A 17,576-nucleotide genomic window follows, 5' to 3' on the forward strand; every position below is an offset into this window, starting at 1 on the left:
CCTCGCGGCGCATTTCTCACAATGGAATCAGTCAATTCAAATACAACAAAAAAGCAGGTGAGTTATGGATTCCACCAAACGTCGCTTTCTCAGCGCGGTCACAGCCGGAGCCGCGTTAATTCCAGTCGCAGGCATTGGCACGGCAACTGCGGGAAACATTATTCGAAATAACCAGTCCGCTGACCGAAAAGGACAAGTCGGCAAGCGTTATGCCATGGTGGTGGATTTGCGTAAATGTGTCGGATGCCAGGCTTGCACTGTGGGTTGCAGCATCGAGAACCAAGTGCCTATCGGTCAATTCCGAACCACCGTAAAGCAATACGAAGTTACGTTAGATGATGGCTCTACAGCCACGCGAGAAGCGAAAGCCTTTATGCTCCCTCGCCTTTGTAACCACTGCGAAAACCCACCCTGCGTGGCTGTGTGTCCGGTTCAAGCGACCTTTCAGCGCGAAGATGGCATCGTCATGGTGGATAACAGTCGCTGCGTCGCCTGCGCGTATTGCGTACAGGCTTGCCCTTACGATGCGCGTTTTATCAATGAGGACACCCTCACCGCAGACAAATGCACCTTCTGCGCTCACCGTCTAGAACAAGGCCTATTACCTGCCTGCGTGGAAACCTGTGTTGGCGGAGCACGTGTAATTGGTGATTTGAATGATCCATCAAGTGAAGTTCGCCGCTTAATTGCGAAGCACCAAGACGATATCAAAGTGCTAAAGCCCAATGAAGAGACCAAGCCGCATGTGTTTTACATCGGCATGGATGAACGCTTCACCAGCCACATCGACGGGCAGCCAGCTATTTACGACCCACAAGGAAAGCGCGCATGAACATCACCGAAGTGTTAGTCCAACCTCAAGCAATGGCTTGGCTCCCGTGGGCGGTGCAGTACTTCTTTTACATCGGTTCTGCTTACGCTGCCGCTATTTTGTTCCTAATCGCACTGTTATTTGAGCAACACACCAGTCATCGGTTACGCGCCGCGCTGGTGCTAACGATGGCCATCGGCGCTATCGTAGGCCCGTTGGCGTTAACTGGCGACCTTCACCAGCCGGGACGAGCTTGGCATTTTTACGCGCACATCACGCCGTGGTCATGGATGTCTCTAGGCTCGCTGTTCCTGCCTGTTTTCTCAGGTTTAGCGGTAGTGACTGCATGGCTGTATCTCCGCGAGGATCTGATCAACTTACGTAATCAGCCAGGGAAAGTACTGCCTCTAATTTCAAAGCTGTCACTGGGTGACTGGGTGCTCTCTCGTAGAGTCATGCTTATGGTATCTGTTATCACGGTGCTATCAGGCATCACCATTGCAGTCTACACAGGCGCTGAAATTGCAGTCGTTAAATCGCGCTCTTTATGGCACCAACCCGCGTCGCCGGTTCTTTGGTTTGTCACTGCATTTATGAGCGCGGTCGGATTTTCTCTGTTGATTTGGCTCTTGCTGCCTAGTCAGTCAAAGACACTGACATCTGGCGATACTAATTTACTTAAAAAATCAGTGGTTACCAGCGGTGTATTAACGCTGATACTGCTACCGATTTGGGCATCCAACAATTCCGCATTTTCGCTCTATTCTAGCGAACAGTGGATGCACAACATTGCCCTGCTCACTTTTGTCGTTTTAGGTTGTGTTTTGCTCGCTTTCATCTTCTTGCGCGATACCCAAAAGTCCGCATCAGCCAGATTTCGTCACGTCATAGGGCTCAGTTTTGTGTCTGCTGCCGCACTGGCAAGTGCATGGCTGATTCGCTGGTTTACCATCATGGAAGTGCAAATCATCGCCAAGTTCGATGCAGGGCTGTATCCATACCAACTCACTATGGATGGAAATGGCTGGATAGGCATTATTGGCATGCTCGGATTATGGCTTGCACTGGCACTGCTCGGTTCGGAGCTGGTTCAGTCAAAACAAAAGATCGAAGTAAAAGCCTCATCACTCACCTTAACTGAACGCTAATCAAAGAGGATTTCATCATGGATAACAAACGCCGTCAGTTTTTGAAATCAGGCATTGCAGTGGGTGGGCTTGGCGCATTCGCTGCGGGTTACGCTACCACCACCAAACACATAGTCGAGGGTGCGCTCGAAGGCACTGCGGGAGAAAAAACGCGTGATATTCACCACGGTAACTCGCTTGAACCAGAGTACACGGTCAACAGCAAAGGCAACCTAATCCCGAATCCAAATCAGCGCGTTGCGCCATCGATGTGTTTTGGTTGTTGGTCACTGTGCGGATTGCGTGTACGCATTGATAACCGCAGCGACGAGATTTTGCGCATTACTGGCAACCCATATCACCCACTCTCTCATCAGCAACACATGCCGTTCGAAACGCCAGTCAAAGATGCTTATTTAAGTTTGGCAGGAGAAGCGGGCCTTGACGGTCGTTCAACAGCATGCGCACGTGGCAATGGGATGTTAGAAATTCGCAACAGCCCGTACCGCATTACTCAGCCACTGAAACGAGTTGGAAAACGCGGCGAAGGAAAATGGATTACGATCAGTTACGAACAACTGATAGAAGAAGTCGTCGAGGGCGGTGATTTATTTGGTGAAGGTCATGTTGATGGCTTACGCGACATGCGCGATTTAACAACGCCCGTTGATCCTGAAAACCCAGAATATGGACCGAAAGCCAACCAACTGTTAATGACCAACGCCGGTAACGAAGGCCGAGACGACATATTCAAACGCTTCGCGTTCAACAGCTATGGTACGCGTAACTTTGGGCATCATGGCTCTTACTGCGGCTACGCATTTCGTGCTGGCAGCGGCGCATTCATGAACGATTTAGATAAGAACGCGCACTTGAAGCCAGACTTTGATAACGCGGAATACATCATCTTCATCGGTATGTCACCAGCTCAAGCGGGTAACCCTTTTAAGCGTCAGGCGCGCCAACTCGCCAATGCGCGAACAGAAGGTAGCTTGGAATACACCATCATCACACCAAGTTTGCCTGCTGGTTCATCGAGCTTGGCTGCCGGTGACAACAACCGCTGGGTACCAATCAAACCAGGCACCGACTCTGCCCTCGTGCTTGGCATGATCCAGTGGATCATCGAAAACCAACGCTACAACAAAACCTTCTTGGCGCAGCCGGGGGCAAACGCGATGAAACGAGCCGGCACCGCGCACTGGTGTAATGCTACGCATCTCGTGATAAGCGATAATCAGCACCCGAGAAACGGCACGTTTTTACGCGCGTCCGACTTGAATCTGCCATTCGAGGGCGAAGCGTTGTCTGACTCCGACCCGTACGTCATCGTGGATGAGCAAAGCGGCGAATTTGGTGTTCATACCCAAGCTGAGGAAGCGGCACTGTTTATCGATAAAACGGTTTCGCTTGCATCGGGCGAAGTGCGCGTAAAATCGTCTCTACAAAGACTCAAAGAAGAGGCGTTCAAATACAGTCTTGAGTTCTACAGCCAACAATGTGAAATCCCTGTCGAACAAGTTGTTGAACTAGCAAAGCGCTTCACCAGTCACGGAACAAAAGCGGTGGTCGATACCCACGGTGGCAACATGCACACCAATGGGTTCTATAACTCGTTTACCATCATGATGCTCAATGCGTTGATTGGTAACATAAATATGAAAGGCGGCGCGATGGCCAAAGCGGGTGGCTACCCAACTTCCGCTGCGGGTCCTCGTTACGACTTCACCAAATTTGCTGGCAAAGTCGGCCCGAAAGGCGTCTTTTTGTCGCGTAGTAAATTCCCCTACCACAAAACCAGCGAATACAAACGTCGCGTTGAGGCAGGTGAATCACCTTACCCAACTCGCGCCCCTTGGTATCCGTTTGCCGCGCCACTGCTGACAGAGCATCTGTCTGCGGCTATTGATGGGTATCCATACCGCGTTAAAGCGTGGATCAACCACATGGCGAACCCGATGTATGGTGTACCCGGTTTGAAAACGCTGCTGGAAGACAAGCTTAAAGATCCAAAACAACTCGGTTTGATTGTGTCTGTTGATGCGTTCATTAACGAAACCACCGCGTTGTCGGATTATATTGTACCTGACACGGTCACCTACGAAAGCTGGGGTATGGCAACGCCTTGGCACGACGTTCCGGTGAAAACCGTCACCGCTCGTTGGCCGATTGTGGAAGCGCGAACAGAGAAAACCGCCGATGGTCGTTCGATTTGCTTAGAAAACTTTTTGATTGATGTCGCCAAGAAAATGCAACTAGGCGGCTTTGGTGACAACGCGATTCAAGATGCGCAAGGGAATTGGCACGCTCTCCACAGCGCTGAAGATTTCTACTTACGTTCCGCGGCAAACTTGGCTTATGTGAAAGGCGGGGTGCCTGAAGTTTCGGCAGAAGACATTGCGTGGTCCGGCCTAGAGCGTTTAATGCCAGCTATGCAGAAGACGCTGACAGCGGATGAGATGAAACGTGTGGCGTTTATTTTTGCTCGCGGTGGACGTTTTGAAAATGCAACCGAAGCGTATCAAGGTGAGCAAATGAAGCACAAATGGACACGACCTGTCGCGATATGGAATGAACGTGTCGGCAGCGCAAGAAACACCATGACCGGTGATTTCTACACGGGTTGCCCAACATGGCATCCACAAAAACTTGCCGATGGCACACCAATGGAAGACCAGTTCCCAAGCTCAGAATGGCCTTTCAGCCTAACGAACTTTAAATCCAACATTCACAGTGCGGTATCCAACCTATCGCCAAGGTTGAACTCGATTAAAGGCGTAAACCCAGTGTACATCCATCCAATCGATGCCGAGCGCGCAGGCATTAAAACGGGTGATGAGTTTGTTATCGAGACACCATCTGCAAGCACCAAAGCACTTGCGATGATAGTCAGCGGGATTCGCCCTAGTACACTCGGATTTGAACATGGGTTTGGTCATACCGAGCTAGGACAACGCTCGCACTGGATCGGCGATAAACAACAACCCGTAAAAACGCGCAGCCAAGATGGCGTCAATATTAACGACATTGGCTTAATTGACCCTACTCGAGAAGGCAAAGGCGTGTTGTTGGATTGGGTCGTGGGCGCGGCGGCACGTCAGTCCCTGCCGGCCAAAATCCGCAAAGCGTAACGCCGCACGTTAAGACGTCTCTACCACTTAGAGCTGCCGATTTGTGCAGCTCTTCACCACTTTGTTTTTATCGCTTATAGAACAACCAATAAAAACAAATACGGCCATTTACACTTATTAAATATGTGGAAATCCACAATACCTTTCATTATTGACAAGGCCGACAATATTGTCCAAGTGACTACCAAGTAGCACTTAGACATATTAATAAAAATTAAAGTGAGTCAGCATGTCAAAAATTCTTCCAGTGGTGGTGGCCTGTTTGTTAGCAACCACTATGGGCGCAAGCGCCTCGTCTATTCCGGAAAAAGCCAGCGTATGTAGCGGTTGTCACGGCCAAGATGGCATGGGACAGCCAAATATCGCGCCGATGATCGCAAGTTTAAACATGAATTATCTCAACACTCAAATCGAACTATTCCTTAGTGGCGAACGCCAAAATGTGGTCATGCAAGGCATGGCGAAGGAACTCAGCGATCCCGCAGATCGGAAGGAAGTGATGGAGTACTTTGCTAACCTCCCGAGCTATGAGTTCACGAATCCAGAACAACGCGGCGACCAAGCTGATATTCGTAACCCGTATCGTAAATTAATTTTCCAAGGCGATTGGGATAGAAACATTCCAGCTTGCGCAACTTGTCATGGAGCCAGCGGTATGGGCGTCGACAAGTTCCCTCGCCTCGCAAGCCAACATGCTGATTACTTAAAAACGCAATTGATGGCATGGAAAAACGGCACTCGCAGTGGCGACCCGCTCAATATGATGGGGACCATCGCAAAAAATCTCACTGACAAAGAGATCGAAAATCTTGCTTACTACTTTGCCTCATTACGTTACTAGGAGCAGTCATGAAACGTTTCTATTCTTTGTTCGCACTGCCTTTCATTTCTACGCTCGTACTAGCTAACGATCCATTACCGGACCGCCAGAAAGAGCTACCTGCGATAGAAAAAGAAAATCACGGTGAATACTTAAAACCGCGTGATCTCAGCACAATCCCAAACACCGCATTTGGTGAGCAAGTAAAACGCGGTTACTCGCTCTTTGTTAACTCACAACAAATGCGCGGAAAATACGTTGGCAACGAACAAAACTGTGTGAACTGCCATATGGAGGCAGGACGAAAAGCAAACGCTGCGCCACTGTGGGCAGCTTACATGGCATACCCGGCATATCGTAAGAAAAACGATCGCGTAAACAGCTATGCTGACCGTATCCAGGGTTGTTTCGAGTATTCCATGAACGGTAAAGCGCCCGCTTACGATTCGCCAGAAATTGTTGCCCTTAGTGCTTACGCCTACTGGTTAGCGATGGGCGGTTTGCTTGACAAACATGGTATGGCGGATGAACCCATTCCAGAGCTAGACGCAAAAGCGTTGCAAATTGGTGGAAAAGCAAAAGACTTTCCGTTGCCCGAAGCCATCGCACAAGCATTACCAGTTGAAAAGCGAGGTAATCTCTCTGGGCGTGGCTACCCAAAAATCGCCGCCCCTGAGCAAGAACCATCAATAGAGCGAGGCGCATTGGTCTACGAAAAGAACTGTGAAACTTGCCATCGCGCCGACGGTTCTGGCATCAAAGACACCAACGGCCACTCATACATTCCACCACTTTGGGGCGAATATGCGTATAACTGGGGCGCAGGTATGCACCGGATTAACACAGCGGCCTATTTTATTTACGAAAACATGCCGCTTGGGAAAAGTGTGCAGCTGACAGAGCAAGAAGCTTGGGATGTCGCAGCATACGTTAACAGCCATGAGCGTCCACAAGATCCTCGATTCAAAGGCAATGTCACCGCAAACGCGGAGAAATATCACCAGCACCAAGGCTATTACGGCAAAACGCTCAACGGTACGCAAGTCGGCTCCAATGCCTTTAAGAGCGGAACGGTCAAGTAAAGTACAACTAAGCACCTTAAATAAAATGCTCTTTTTCCCTGCTCAGATTATCTGGGCAGGGTTACTTACCCTTAAAAACAAGTAGTTACCCCCTCCAATAAACAAGCAACATCATATTACTTTCGGCTTCCAACATATTCATCTTCGCCGTAAAATCTTGTACCAAACGCGACTTCGTTTATGTCTTAGATCTCCCATATGCTCTAATGCCAAAAGTAAGAAACTCGTAAACTCCTGAATCAAAACAAGCGTGCCTAGTGAAAAAAGAGTATTCTTAAAGCAAATGAATCTAAAACCTACCCGATGAGTATTCAACCTAATTCCCGTCAGTTAATTTCATGCGAAGAGTGCGGCCTTGTTGTTCGCATTCCCGATATCGAACAGGGGCAAAAAGCACAATGTCCTCGATGTTCGCATTCGCTGACTAAAGTGAATGCCAAGCCTTACCAAAGCGTGATCGCCATATCATCGGCATGTTTGATCATGTTAGTGCTAAGCATTTCTTTCCCTTTTATGTCGTTCAGCGTGCAAGGGTTGTCGCAAGAAATCACCTTGTTGCACGCTGCCAAAATGCTGGCTGAGTTTCAAAATGTGCTTTTGGGTGTGCTGCTACTCGCAACAGTTATCGTTTTGCCTGCAATCTATGTTGGTCTCATTCTCTTTCTTCACCTTGAAGCATTAAAAGCACGTAAACATACCCCCTCTAGAAAGCAGCAACGAATGGCAAAAGTTTTATGCCGTCTTCTGTTTCGAGTCGAACCCTGGTTAATGGTGGATGTCTTTTTGATTGGCGTGTTGGTCAGCTTAATTAAAATCGCTTCCCTCGCAGACATAGGAATGGGCACTTCATTCTGGGCGTTTTGTGTATATACCGTTCTGGTAGTCAAATGCATATCAATGGTCGACAAAAGCTGGCTCTGGGGGCACTTTATTCCAGCTATCGAGCTATCTGATGTAAAAGAGGGTGATACGCACCATAACCACAACCATATTGGTTGTCATACGTGTCACCAGCTCAACCCTATTGAAGCTAAAAAACACCAACACTGCATTCGTTGTAAAAGCCCTATTCACAAATACAACCCCGCAGACAATTTACAAAAAGCTTGGGCACTTTTGTTTGCTTCAGTCATTTTCTATATCCCTGCGAACCTCTACCCTATGATGTACACCGTAAGCCTTGGACATGCAGAAGGTTCAACTATCATGGAGGGGGTAATATTGCTTTGGCATTTAGGTTCTTACCCTATTGCGATGGTAATTTTCTTTGCTAGCGTATTTATTCCAATGGCGAAAATGCTGGCACTCGCGTGGCTGTATTACAATGCGCAAAAAGCGCGATATCTTCCGCACGAAGAGAGTATTTCACGCTTAAAGATCTACCGCATAACTGAGTTTATTGGTCGTTGGTCCATGATCGATATCTTCGTCGTCGCGATCTTAGTTGCACTGGTTCAGCTGCAAAACTTAATGGCGATTTATCCAGGTCCTGCTGCGCTCTCTTTCGCGGCAGTGGTCATTTTTACTATGCTTTCTGCAATGATATTTGACTCACGTTTGTTGTGGCAATTGCCACAAAACGAAGTGCAGGAGCCGATTTCTGACAACTTAAACGAGAAAGCCAAATATGAGTGATGAGAACAACGTAACCGCTCAAATAAAACCGCAAAAGCAGATTTCCGCGATATGGATTGTCCCGATCCTTGCGCTAGCCATGGGAGCGTGGATGCTGTTCCAATATATCAACAGTACAGGCCCACAAATTACTCTCCAACTGCCAACCGCAGATGGGATTGAGGTTGGCAAAACCGAAATCCGAGCATTGAATGTAAAAGTCGGGCTGATTACTGAAGTCACTCTCAGTGAAAATTACGATCACATCATCGCTAAGGCACAAATGAACAAGGATGCAGAACGCATGCTGCGAGATGACACCATGTTTTGGGTGGTGAAGCCTCGTATTGGCCGTGATGGCGTTTCAGGTTTAGAGACCTTGCTCTCTGGCGCTTATATCCAACTTCAGCCGGGTAAATCTAAAATAGAGAAAGAGCGCTTTACGGTCTTAGATGTTCCCCCAGTCGCCTCTCCTGATGCGGAGGGGCTACGCCTTGTGTTAACACATCGCGAGGCCGGTAAACTAGGCGTTGGTGACCCCGTCATTTATAAAGGCTTTACGGTTGGTCGTGTAGAGAAAACCAGCTTTGATGTTGACACTCGCAAAGCGTTATACCAACTCTTTATTTTCAAGCCTTATGACAGCTTAGTGCGCACTCGTACCAAGTTCTGGCTGAATTCTGGCGTAGATTTACAGCTCAACGCTGAAGGGTTCGAAGTCAAGTTTGGCTCATTAGAGAGCATGCTAACGGGTGGTGTTACCTTCGATACCGTTCCAGGTCTTGAATCCGGTGAACAGCTCACTGAAAATATGGTCAACTTCCGCTTGTACGATGATATTAAACAACTTCGAGAAGGCATGTACGATGATTATATTGAATTCGTTATGCTTTTTGATGAATCGGTACGAGGACTTAAACGTAAGGCACCTGTCGAATATCGAGGCTTGAGAATTGGTACTGTGATGCGTGTACCAATGCGACTTCCAACCCCAGAAGAGAACTTTTCTGCGAAAAAAATCCCTGTATTGGTACGTATCGAGCTCGGCCGTGTTTATGGCGATTTCCAATCCCAATCTTTACCAATGTTAAAAGATAAATTGAAGAGTGAGTTTGCTAAAGGCCTACGTGGTACTTTAAAAACAGGTAACTTATTAACAGGCGCACTGTATGTTGACGCCGACTTCTATCCAAATGACGAGCCTTACGTCCCGAGTAAGTTTGCTGATTTAGATGTTTTCCCAACCATGCGTGGTGGTTTTGCGCAGGTTCAGCGCCAAGTGAACGACTTCCTAAATAAGATTAATAACTTACCGATGGAAGAAACGCTAGATTCTCTCAATTCAACGTTAAAAACGTCTGAAAAAACGTTAGCTTCAGCAGAACGCGTGGCGGACAGTATTGATAAACTTTTGAATCAAAAAGAGACGCAAGAGATCCCAACAGATATTCGCCAAAGCTTACAGCAATTACAAAAAACACTCGATGGTTATGGGCCCAACTCAACCATGTACAGCGAAATGGAAGCCACGCTAAAAGAATTAGAAAGCGTGATGACAGAGTTTAAACCCGTACTTAAACAGCTAAACGAAAAGCCAAACTCTCTTGTGTTTGGAGAAGATGAAATCAGTGACCCAATACCAATTAAAGGCCAAAACTAATGAAACGAGTATTCTTTCTGTCTATCGCGCTATTTGTCGGTCTAACGGGTTGCAGTAGCGCTCCGCAAACTAAAGGAGCTATGTACCTTCTACCTAAGGTGGAACCAGTGACGCTGAGCTCTTCTGATATCGCTCAGCGCCCAACTTTAGTTGTTCGTCCAGTGACATTGGCGAGTTATTTGAATGATAATGGCATTGTTTATCGAACCTCTGAGACCCTAGTTATTCAGGCGAAACACAATCAATGGGCGCACAGTATTTCTGAGCAAATCACTCAGAGAGTCGTCGCGGAACTACGCCACAAGCAAAGTCATTACTGGCCGACTGAAATGAATAATCTGTTGGATCAAAGCGGTGAAGCCAAACTACAGCTTACGTTAAATAAATTTAATGGCAGCTACAAAGGTAATATCGAAATTGAGGGAGAATGGTTACTCATTAATGCCGAAGGTAAGGTCGAAAACAGTGCGCCAATACAAATCTCAAAGCCGCTTCAAGATGAAGGCTATGAAGCGCTCGTCAACGCTTTATCCATAGGCTTAGAAAGCCTAACCTCAGACATTGCCAAACAACTCTAAGTCAATGTTAATTACAGGGAAGCAAGTTGCTTCCCTTTTTTATGCAGAGTGTAGCGACTTCTACTAAGCTGAAAGCTGACGAAAAGCCGAAAAGCCGAAAAGGAAATTGGATGAAACCATGTAACCTGCTATCACTCTCCTCACTCATTCTTGTATTACCTACATCAGTAGCGCTCTCAGCCGAGACACAAGAATCTCGTTGGCGAAATAGCATAGAAGTGTACATGCTAGGACTGAATATCCACGGGGATACCAGTATTGGTCGCTTTTCATCAGAGGTGGATGTCGATCCTAAGTTCATCGTAGACCACCTCGATATTGGGGCGATGTTGCGATTCGAGAGTATTTACCAAAGTAAGTGGGGCTACTACATAGATTATAGTTTCATGAACTTAAGTGGTGATGTTAATAATATCAAGGGCGCTCTGCCTAACGCTCGTTATCGTGCGGACATCGAAATACGGCAAGGTGTTCTAGAAGCAAAGGCATTCCAACGCGAACAATATTCATTTGGTAAACTGGATTATATGTTTGGATTACGTTGGTGGGACAATGACATCACCGGCAAGCTGTATCGTAATGATAACCGGGTACTAGAAAATAGACTGTCATTACAAGAAGATTGGGTCGATTTTTTAGTTGGCTTGCGACTCATTGATGAATTGAGCGAAAACTGGCGATTTCATGCCAGCATCGACGCCGGACTTGGCAACGATACTCACTTCACTTATGCCATTCAAACTGGTGTTCGTTATCGTTTTAACGAATGGTCTGATCTCAACTTAGCTTACAAGTCGACCTGGGTTGATTACAAAAATGAGGGAGTATTTGAATATGATACAGCTTCTCAAGGGCTTTTAGTCGGACTTGGCTTTTACTTTTGATCAGGTGAAACCCTAGCCTATATTCAAGCGTTGTAACGTGTACTAGCTCTAGGTACACGTCTAGTGCCGCGTTACAGATGCTTAAATAAGGCAAATTGATCTTCATCAGACTATAAATTGCTCTTCGGTGTTACTCTCTGTCGCAAAATATAAAACCCCACTCTATGACCTCATATAGGTCTTATTGATAAGGTTCCCGAGTAGCAATGTCGATTAACATTTCCGATTTAACCACCGCCCTAAATAAGGTGGAGCATATTCATAAAGTTCAGCTTGAAAACGTACATCAGTTCTTCAAAGCAAACGAAGCTTTTTCGTTGCAAACATTCAGCCAGCTGATATCCAGCGACTCGCTTGATGATCGATTTAAAACCATCGATAGAGCGTTCTCTTTGCTTGGTGATGCAAAAACCTACCTTTTAGAAGTGTCTTACCTTATTAAGTAAAAAAGAAAGCCCCGATAAAATTCATTATCGGGGCTATCATTTTCTATCTAAACTACTGCTTTACAATTTGTAACGATCATCAATTACCGTTAGTTCTGGGAAGGTTTTACCCTCGTCCATCGCTTCTTCTGTCTCTTCTTTTACTTGGTTATCAATCCAGAAATTACCGATATCCATTGGATGAAGCACCCATTCTGTCGCTTTTGTCATGCCGTTTTTAGGAATTTTAACCCAGCGCCAATGAGCAACTCGAGAATAAGGCACCATGTAGCCAGGAACGATGATATTTGCTTTGCTGACATAGTTTTGGATTTGATGCGACAAGTCGTAACGCTTCTCCTGATCAAACTCAGAGTCATACGCTTCAATTAACTTGTCTAGCTCAGGGCTGCTGTAGTTGGTGTGAGCATTCGTTTGTGGTCGATTTGCATTATCCGAGTGTAGGTATTCCCAATACGCAGGGATCTCACCAGAGCCCATATTCAAAAACGCTAGCTGATGCTTTTTCTCAAGAATGTATTTAAACGCAGATGAGCCATCCACCAAGTTTAACGTGAACTCAAGACCAGCAAGTTTCGCTTGCTCTTTCAGGTATGCAATACGCGGTGTCCAAGAGTTGTATCCGTAGGTGATAGCAAAGCTCAAGCGTTGGCCCTTGTCGTTAACACGAATACCATCTGCGCCCACTTTGTCAAAGCCCGCTTTTTCGAAGTGTTTAACCGCCGCATCAGCATCAAACTTTGGCGGTGTATTGTTAGGATCATCGTATTCGCCATGACCAAAGCCGAGTCCATGCGGTTTACGTGAATAATCTCCACGCATGATGTTTTCAATCATGCCGTCATAGTCAGTGGCTGCCATAACACCTTTACGCACTTCTAGGTTATCCAACATCGGCATCGCTGTATTCATCCAAAGACCACCAGCTCCTTGCGGTGCTTCGTTAAAGCCCCAGTACTTTTGGATATAGCCTTTTTTGTACACATCACTATTGGTTTTGTCATGCCAAAAGCTTGGTAGCACCATCTCAAAGTAGTCTAAGTTGCCTTTCTCAAAGTGCTTCATGGCAATATCAGGATCGCGAATTACCTTAATGCGAACCTTTTCAACGTTATAACGGTTTTTATAGTAGCGGTTGTTGTATCCCCACCAATCTTCACCGACATGTTTGAATGTTACGCTCTTACCTTTCTTCACTTGATCAATGTAGTAAGGCGCTGCGGTTGGCTCAGATTTAAAGTTAAACTTTCTGACGAAGTTATCAGGCATGCCATCGTTATTTGCGTCCTTTTCTCCTTCAAAGAAGTGTTCAGGACGAGGCTGAAAACCATTACTTGGCATGTTAATCATAACCATAAGTGAGTCATGACTTTGAGCTACAGCAAGATTGACTTTGATCGTGTAGTCATCAATTTTTTCAACACTCACAATACTGTTTGTGAAGAAGTCGTTATACCACGGGTCGATAATGTCTTTTGACGTGTAGTACTTCATCATAAAGACGTAATCATCTGCTGTAATTTTTTCACCATCTGACCACTCGGCCGTTTCGTCGAGTTTAAAGAATACGGTTTTGTTGTCCTCTCCAAACGCCCATGACTTAGCAAGTTGAGGGATCCATTTGCCAGTATTTGGATGACGCTGAGCCAGTTTTGGTGAACCATCCATTAAGTATTGGCGCAAACCTGAGTTCGCATCTGGACCAACACTTCGTAATGTTTGCGGAAAGCTCTGAATGTAAGTGCGATAGGTGCCACCTCGTACCGCTTCTTCAGAGGCAAATAGAGGTTCGTTGTTGTTTGAAATCCATTCGATATCAGCTGGCAATTCTGCCGCACTCAGTTGAAAACTGGCAGCGGTCAGTGTTGCTAGTACTGAAAATGGCAGTTTTTTAGTCATGTTTCTTCCTTGTTGTGTTTGCGCACTAAGGTCGTAACAAGGAAGACAGCGTGTGAAAGCTCACAGAAAGCTGCGATTTAAAATACGCAGATAGGAAATAATAGGAACGTAATATGAAGTGACGTCCTGCCAGCTTCTATATTAATTTCAAAGAGTTTCACTAGGTCATCCTAGACCTTACAACGCAGTGAATGCATCTTCGCCATAGTATTCTTTAGATATTTGTAACGCAAGCCATCAATAACACATGATTGCATTTTCGAGGCATCACAGTGAGTTATGTTACAAAAGTGTGATCGACATAGTACCAAGCCCTACTTTACTCAGAATAAACCGCAGAACCTTGATCTCAATTGGCCCCGATATACCGGTTAAAGCGAGTAAATGATCAGACATAGCTGGTTAAAAGGAATGGTTGTTTACCGCGATCAGTATTTTCATTCGATGTAAAAAGTGAGGCATCTTAGCCTCACTTTTCTCCATACAATCGAGACAGTGCTTACATGTTAGATAAGCTCTCATTGATCGACTTCAGCACTTCTGCAGGATTTGACGCTTGAGTGATAGGGCGACCAATCACAAGATAATCTGAACCTGATTGGATAGCGTCTACTGGCGTCATGATACGGCGTTGGTCACCTTGTTCTGAGCCAGCAGGTCGAATACCAGGGGTCACTAATTTAAATTCTTGGCCTAGTTCGCTCTTCAGTAGTGAGGACTCTTGCGCTGAACATACCACGCCATCTAAACCTGCGTTTTTGGTCAAGGTTGCTAGACGAATAACTTGCTCCTGAGGCGCAACATTCAAACCAATACCAGCTAAATCACTTTGTTCCATACTGGTTAGTACCGTTACACCGATAAGAAGTGGACGATCTTTACCATATGGCTCAAGAATTTCACGTGATGCCGTCATCATACGCTCACCACCGCTCGCGTGTACGTTCACCATCCATACACCCATTTCAGCCGCAGCGCGAACTGCTTTCGAACAGGTGTTTGGAATATCGTGAAATTTTAAATCTAGGAATACCGAGAAACCACGTTTATGGAGTTCACGTACAAAATCAGGACCAAATAGCGTAAACATCTCCTTGCCAACTTTTAGTCGGCATGACGCAGGATCAATTCTATCTACAAACGCAAGTGCATCTGCTTGGTTATCATAATCCAGTGCGACAATAACTTTTTGGTCGATCATTTCATCTCCTAACTGTTTTGGTTCTTATTAAATAAAAAGTTAAAAAAATGCAGCGGACAGAAACTCTGCCAGCTGCATTAAGAATTATTCACCATCCAATCCGCGGATTGGCTTGATCGTCCCCCATCCTTTACAGGACGGACAATGCCAATAAAGGGAATGGGTAGAAAATCCACACTTCCGGCATCGGTAATGCGGTTTCACTTTTAACTGTTCACCCACCATCGCTTGTAGTGTTGATAGGCTGTCTTTCGCTCGACCATCTTCTGCTTCTGCAATGTGGTAGTCAATTAAACGGTAGAAGCCCTTCATGGTTGGGTTTTTCAGCAATTGTTTCGTCAGTAACTCTTGAGCAGCCCCAACGTTCTCGTGATGAGCAACTAATTGAGCCAACATCAACTCGGCTGATACGCCTGCTTTCTTATCAATACAAGCTCTCAGAAACTCGACAAGTTCATCTTCCTGACCCAGATGATGATAGCATTCTGCAATAGTTGGCAAGACATCACTGATAAAGTCTTTATCTTGCTCAAGTACCCCCGTCAGATATTTGATGGTGTGCTTATAGTCTTCAGACTCTAGGTAAATTCGTCCCAAAGCAATACTTGCTCGAACACACTTCGGGTCTTCCGCTAACGCTTTTTTAAAATGCTGTATTGCCTTATTAGTATTCCCATCAGCTTGGTCGAGCATGGCTATTTCACACCAAAAATGGGCAATATTTGCACGCATCCTTGAGCGTTTATTACCTAACTTAGCCAATTGGTTCGCGTAATAAATCGCCTTTTCCCATTCTCGTGTTTGCTGATAAATGGTCACTAATTGTTGAAGAGCCGCCTCTTTGTAATCTGGCTCTTCGACTAACTGTTCGAAGATTTTCTCTGCACGATCAAGAAAACCTGAGACCATGTAGTCTTTCGCTAACTGTTGAAGGGCGAGGTTCTTTTGGTCCAGTGTTAAGCCTGAACGAGAAATAAGATTTTGGTGAATTCTGATTGCGCGGTCGACTTCACCACGAGACCGGAACAGGTTACCCAACGCAAGGTGAGTATCGATGGTCTCGTTATCAACTTGGAGCAATTCAATAAAGTGATCGACAGCCTTATCTGATTGGTCAGAGAGCAACAGATTAAGACCCGTCATATACTGACGAGAGATTTGATGAGATTGCTTCTGCTTGTCTTGCTGAGCGCTGCGATGCCCCATATACCAGCCATACGCAGCAGCTATAGGCAACAACAAGAAGAGTAGTTCAAGCATTAAAGTTAAGCCTTATCCTTATGCCTGTTTTTCAATGGCTGGCTTATCAGCAGCGTTGTTTGATTCAGTTGGTTCGTACTTTTTCAGTTTTTTCTTTAAACGACGGACCTGTAGCTGAGTTTTCAGTTGGATGCTACCAAAGATAACCCACGCTAAAGCAAAGCCAACCACAAATACTACACCTAATAGCGTAGATAAGTGGAACTCTCCTTTTGCTAGAAGATAGTTAAAAGTCACGAGCTCTTGGTTTTGGGAACCTAACGCCAATGCAATTAAAAAGAGAGCTAAAACAGCAACGATTTTTATAATTTTCATGTTACATCACCCTTCTAGGAGTAAGTCGGTAAGATTATGCAGGAAAATGCTTCTTCAGACTACGTATATTAGCAATAATCTATACCCAAGTAACCTCAAGATGCTTAGTTTGTAGACATGCTTAGAAGTTAAAGTTATTTGGGTATAGAAAACAGCTGAATCCACAATTAGATTAGTAAACGATCTTGGATGTATGACTAACTTGGATACATTACAAAAAAGCGGCATACACAAACGTATGCCGCTTTTTTCAAACTAATAAGAGTGCATTAACCAATATTTACACGCTCACGAAGTTCTTTACCAGGTTTGAAATGTGGAACGTATTTACCTTCCAATTCCACTTTATCGCCCGTTTTAGGGTTACGACCTACGCGAGGCTCGCGGTAATGAAGAGAAAAACTACCAAAGCCACGGATCTCGATACGGTCACCGCTCTCTAGTGTAGAGGCCATGTGCTCTAAAATATCTTTTACAGCATCCTCTACCTCTTTCGCTGATAAGTGTGTTTGCTCAGCGCAGAGTCTTTCAATCAGTTCAGACTTAGTCATAGTTGCCCTCTTTGAGTATCTTTATCACTTATTATAGTAAGTAATACTAATTCCAACAAACACTTGCTGACAATTCTAGACAAATTTTATGCAAAATGCGCAATGAAGAAATGCCTTTTATTAAGATAGTTTACTGTCATTAGTATTACTACTTAAATATGACCAAATATAAAAAAGGAGCCTTGCGGCTCCTTTTT

At 45.5% G+C, this 17,576-nt stretch carries 15 protein-coding genes; 10 read left to right on the forward strand and 5 right to left on the reverse strand.

Annotation, left to right across the window (positions count from 1 at the left end; translation table 11 throughout):
• Window positions 1-64: 64 nt before the first annotated feature.
• The 10 genes from dsrO (at window position 65) to R7Q48_RS07390 (ending at window position 12,153) form a co-directional block, all read left to right on the forward strand.
• Window positions 65-832, forward strand: coding sequence for a sulfate reduction electron transfer complex DsrMKJOP subunit DsrO (gene dsrO, locus R7Q48_RS07345; protein WP_213870307.1), 768 nt, complete (start codon window positions 65-67; stop codon window positions 830-832).
• Window positions 829-1,959, forward strand: a complete 1,131-nt coding sequence (nrfD, locus tag R7Q48_RS07350; RefSeq protein WP_167415344.1) for an NrfD/PsrC family molybdoenzyme membrane anchor subunit — start codon at window positions 829-831, stop codon at window positions 1,957-1,959. The genes dsrO and nrfD overlap by 4 nt, the downstream gene beginning before the upstream one ends.
• Window positions 1,960-1,976: 17 nt before the next feature.
• A complete protein-coding gene (locus R7Q48_RS07355) occupies window positions 1,977-5,069 on the forward strand; it encodes a tetrathionate reductase subunit A (protein WP_256902938.1) in 3,093 nt (1,030 codons plus the stop codon).
• 277 nt (window positions 5,070-5,346) lie between these two features.
• Window positions 5,347-5,910 (forward strand): c-type cytochrome, encoded by a 564-nt coding sequence (locus tag R7Q48_RS07360; protein WP_373921435.1) that lies wholly within the window; start codon window positions 5,347-5,349, stop codon window positions 5,908-5,910.
• A gap of 8 nt (window positions 5,911-5,918) precedes the next feature.
• Window positions 5,919-6,971 carry a c-type cytochrome gene (locus tag R7Q48_RS07365; RefSeq protein WP_158156709.1) on the forward strand — a complete coding sequence of 351 codons (1,053 nt, stop codon included), beginning with the start codon at window positions 5,919-5,921 and terminating at the stop codon, window positions 6,969-6,971.
• Window positions 6,972-7,274: 303 nt separating this feature from the next.
• The gene (locus R7Q48_RS07370) at window positions 7,275-8,606 is read left to right on the forward strand and encodes a paraquat-inducible protein A (protein ID WP_005385807.1); all 1,332 of its coding nucleotides are present in this window, start codon (window positions 7,275-7,277) and stop codon (window positions 8,604-8,606) included.
• Window positions 8,599-10,245 (forward strand): intermembrane transport protein PqiB, encoded by a 1,647-nt coding sequence (pqiB, locus tag R7Q48_RS07375; RefSeq protein WP_213970712.1) that lies wholly within the window; start codon window positions 8,599-8,601, stop codon window positions 10,243-10,245. The genes R7Q48_RS07370 and pqiB overlap by 8 nt, the downstream gene beginning before the upstream one ends.
• Window positions 10,245-10,823 carry a membrane integrity-associated transporter subunit PqiC gene (locus R7Q48_RS07380; protein WP_256902939.1) on the forward strand — a complete coding sequence of 193 codons (579 nt, stop codon included), beginning with the start codon at window positions 10,245-10,247 and terminating at the stop codon, window positions 10,821-10,823. The genes pqiB and R7Q48_RS07380 overlap by 1 nt, the downstream gene beginning before the upstream one ends.
• 110 nt (window positions 10,824-10,933) lie before the next feature.
• Window positions 10,934-11,707: a hypothetical protein gene (locus R7Q48_RS07385; RefSeq protein WP_222712523.1), complete on the forward strand. Its 774-nt coding sequence runs from the start codon at window positions 10,934-10,936 to the stop codon at window positions 11,705-11,707.
• 206 nt (window positions 11,708-11,913) lie between these two features.
• On the forward strand, window positions 11,914-12,153 hold the full coding sequence (locus R7Q48_RS07390) for a hypothetical protein (RefSeq protein WP_033905728.1): 240 nt from the start codon (window positions 11,914-11,916) through the stop codon (window positions 12,151-12,153).
• 60 nt (window positions 12,154-12,213) lie between these two features.
• Here the strand turns inward: R7Q48_RS07390 and R7Q48_RS07395 are convergent, their stop codons facing one another.
• The 5 genes from R7Q48_RS07395 to ihfB form a co-directional block, all read right to left on the reverse strand.
• Window positions 12,214-14,052 (reverse strand): extracellular solute-binding protein, encoded by a 1,839-nt coding sequence (locus R7Q48_RS07395; protein WP_017633867.1) that lies wholly within the window; start codon window positions 14,050-14,052, stop codon window positions 12,214-12,216.
• 499 nt (window positions 14,053-14,551) lie between these two features.
• Window positions 14,552-15,253: an orotidine-5'-phosphate decarboxylase gene (gene pyrF, locus R7Q48_RS07400; RefSeq protein ID WP_005376667.1), complete on the reverse strand. Its 702-nt coding sequence runs from the start codon at window positions 15,251-15,253 to the stop codon at window positions 14,552-14,554.
• Between the two features lie 84 nt (window positions 15,254-15,337).
• Window positions 15,338-16,513, reverse strand: a complete 1,176-nt coding sequence (gene lapB, locus R7Q48_RS07405) for a lipopolysaccharide assembly protein LapB (protein WP_005376665.1) — start codon at window positions 16,511-16,513, stop codon at window positions 15,338-15,340.
• Between the two features lie 18 nt (window positions 16,514-16,531).
• The gene (locus R7Q48_RS07410) at window positions 16,532-16,828 is read right to left on the reverse strand and encodes a LapA family protein (protein ID WP_005376663.1); all 297 of its coding nucleotides are present in this window, start codon (window positions 16,826-16,828) and stop codon (window positions 16,532-16,534) included.
• 269 nt (window positions 16,829-17,097) lie between these two features.
• Entirely contained in the window at window positions 17,098-17,379 is a 282-nt protein-coding gene (gene ihfB, locus R7Q48_RS07415; RefSeq protein ID WP_005385816.1) for an integration host factor subunit beta, read from the reverse strand.
• Window positions 17,380-17,576 lie beyond the last annotated feature (197 nt).

This window comes from Vibrio sp. 378 (assembly GCF_033339435.1).

Bases quoted from the DNA above. Each gene is read 5' to 3' on its own strand.
- dsrO (WP_213870307.1), top strand. From the start codon at position 65: ATGGATTCCACCAAACGTCGCTTTCTCAGCGCGGTCACAGCCGGAGCC.
- nrfD (WP_167415344.1), top strand. From the start codon at position 829: ATGAACATCACCGAAGTGTTAGTCCAACCTCAAGCAATGGCTTGGCTC.
- R7Q48_RS07355 (WP_256902938.1), top strand. From the start codon at position 1,977: ATGGATAACAAACGCCGTCAGTTTTTGAAATCAGGCATTGCAGTGGGT.
- R7Q48_RS07360 (WP_373921435.1), top strand. From the start codon at position 5,347: ATGGGCGCAAGCGCCTCGTCTATTCCGGAAAAAGCCAGCGTATGTAGC.
- R7Q48_RS07365 (WP_158156709.1), top strand. From the start codon at position 5,919: ATGAAACGTTTCTATTCTTTGTTCGCACTGCCTTTCATTTCTACGCTC.
- R7Q48_RS07370 (WP_005385807.1), top strand. From the start codon at position 7,275: ATGAGTATTCAACCTAATTCCCGTCAGTTAATTTCATGCGAAGAGTGC.
- pqiB (WP_213970712.1), top strand. From the start codon at position 8,599: ATGAGTGATGAGAACAACGTAACCGCTCAAATAAAACCGCAAAAGCAG.
- R7Q48_RS07380 (WP_256902939.1), top strand. From the start codon at position 10,245: ATGAAACGAGTATTCTTTCTGTCTATCGCGCTATTTGTCGGTCTAACG.
- R7Q48_RS07385 (WP_222712523.1), top strand. From the start codon at position 10,934: ATGAAACCATGTAACCTGCTATCACTCTCCTCACTCATTCTTGTATTA.
- R7Q48_RS07390 (WP_033905728.1), top strand. From the start codon at position 11,914: ATGTCGATTAACATTTCCGATTTAACCACCGCCCTAAATAAGGTGGAG.
- R7Q48_RS07395 (WP_017633867.1), bottom strand. From the start codon at position 14,052: ATGACTAAAAAACTGCCATTTTCAGTACTAGCAACACTGACCGCTGCC.
- pyrF (WP_005376667.1), bottom strand. From the start codon at position 15,253: ATGATCGACCAAAAAGTTATTGTCGCACTGGATTATGATAACCAAGCA.
- lapB (WP_005376665.1), bottom strand. From the start codon at position 16,513: ATGCTTGAACTACTCTTCTTGTTGTTGCCTATAGCTGCTGCGTATGGC.
- R7Q48_RS07410 (WP_005376663.1), bottom strand. From the start codon at position 16,828: ATGAAAATTATAAAAATCGTTGCTGTTTTAGCTCTCTTTTTAATTGCA.
- ihfB (WP_005385816.1), bottom strand. From the start codon at position 17,379: ATGACTAAGTCTGAACTGATTGAAAGACTCTGCGCTGAGCAAACACAC.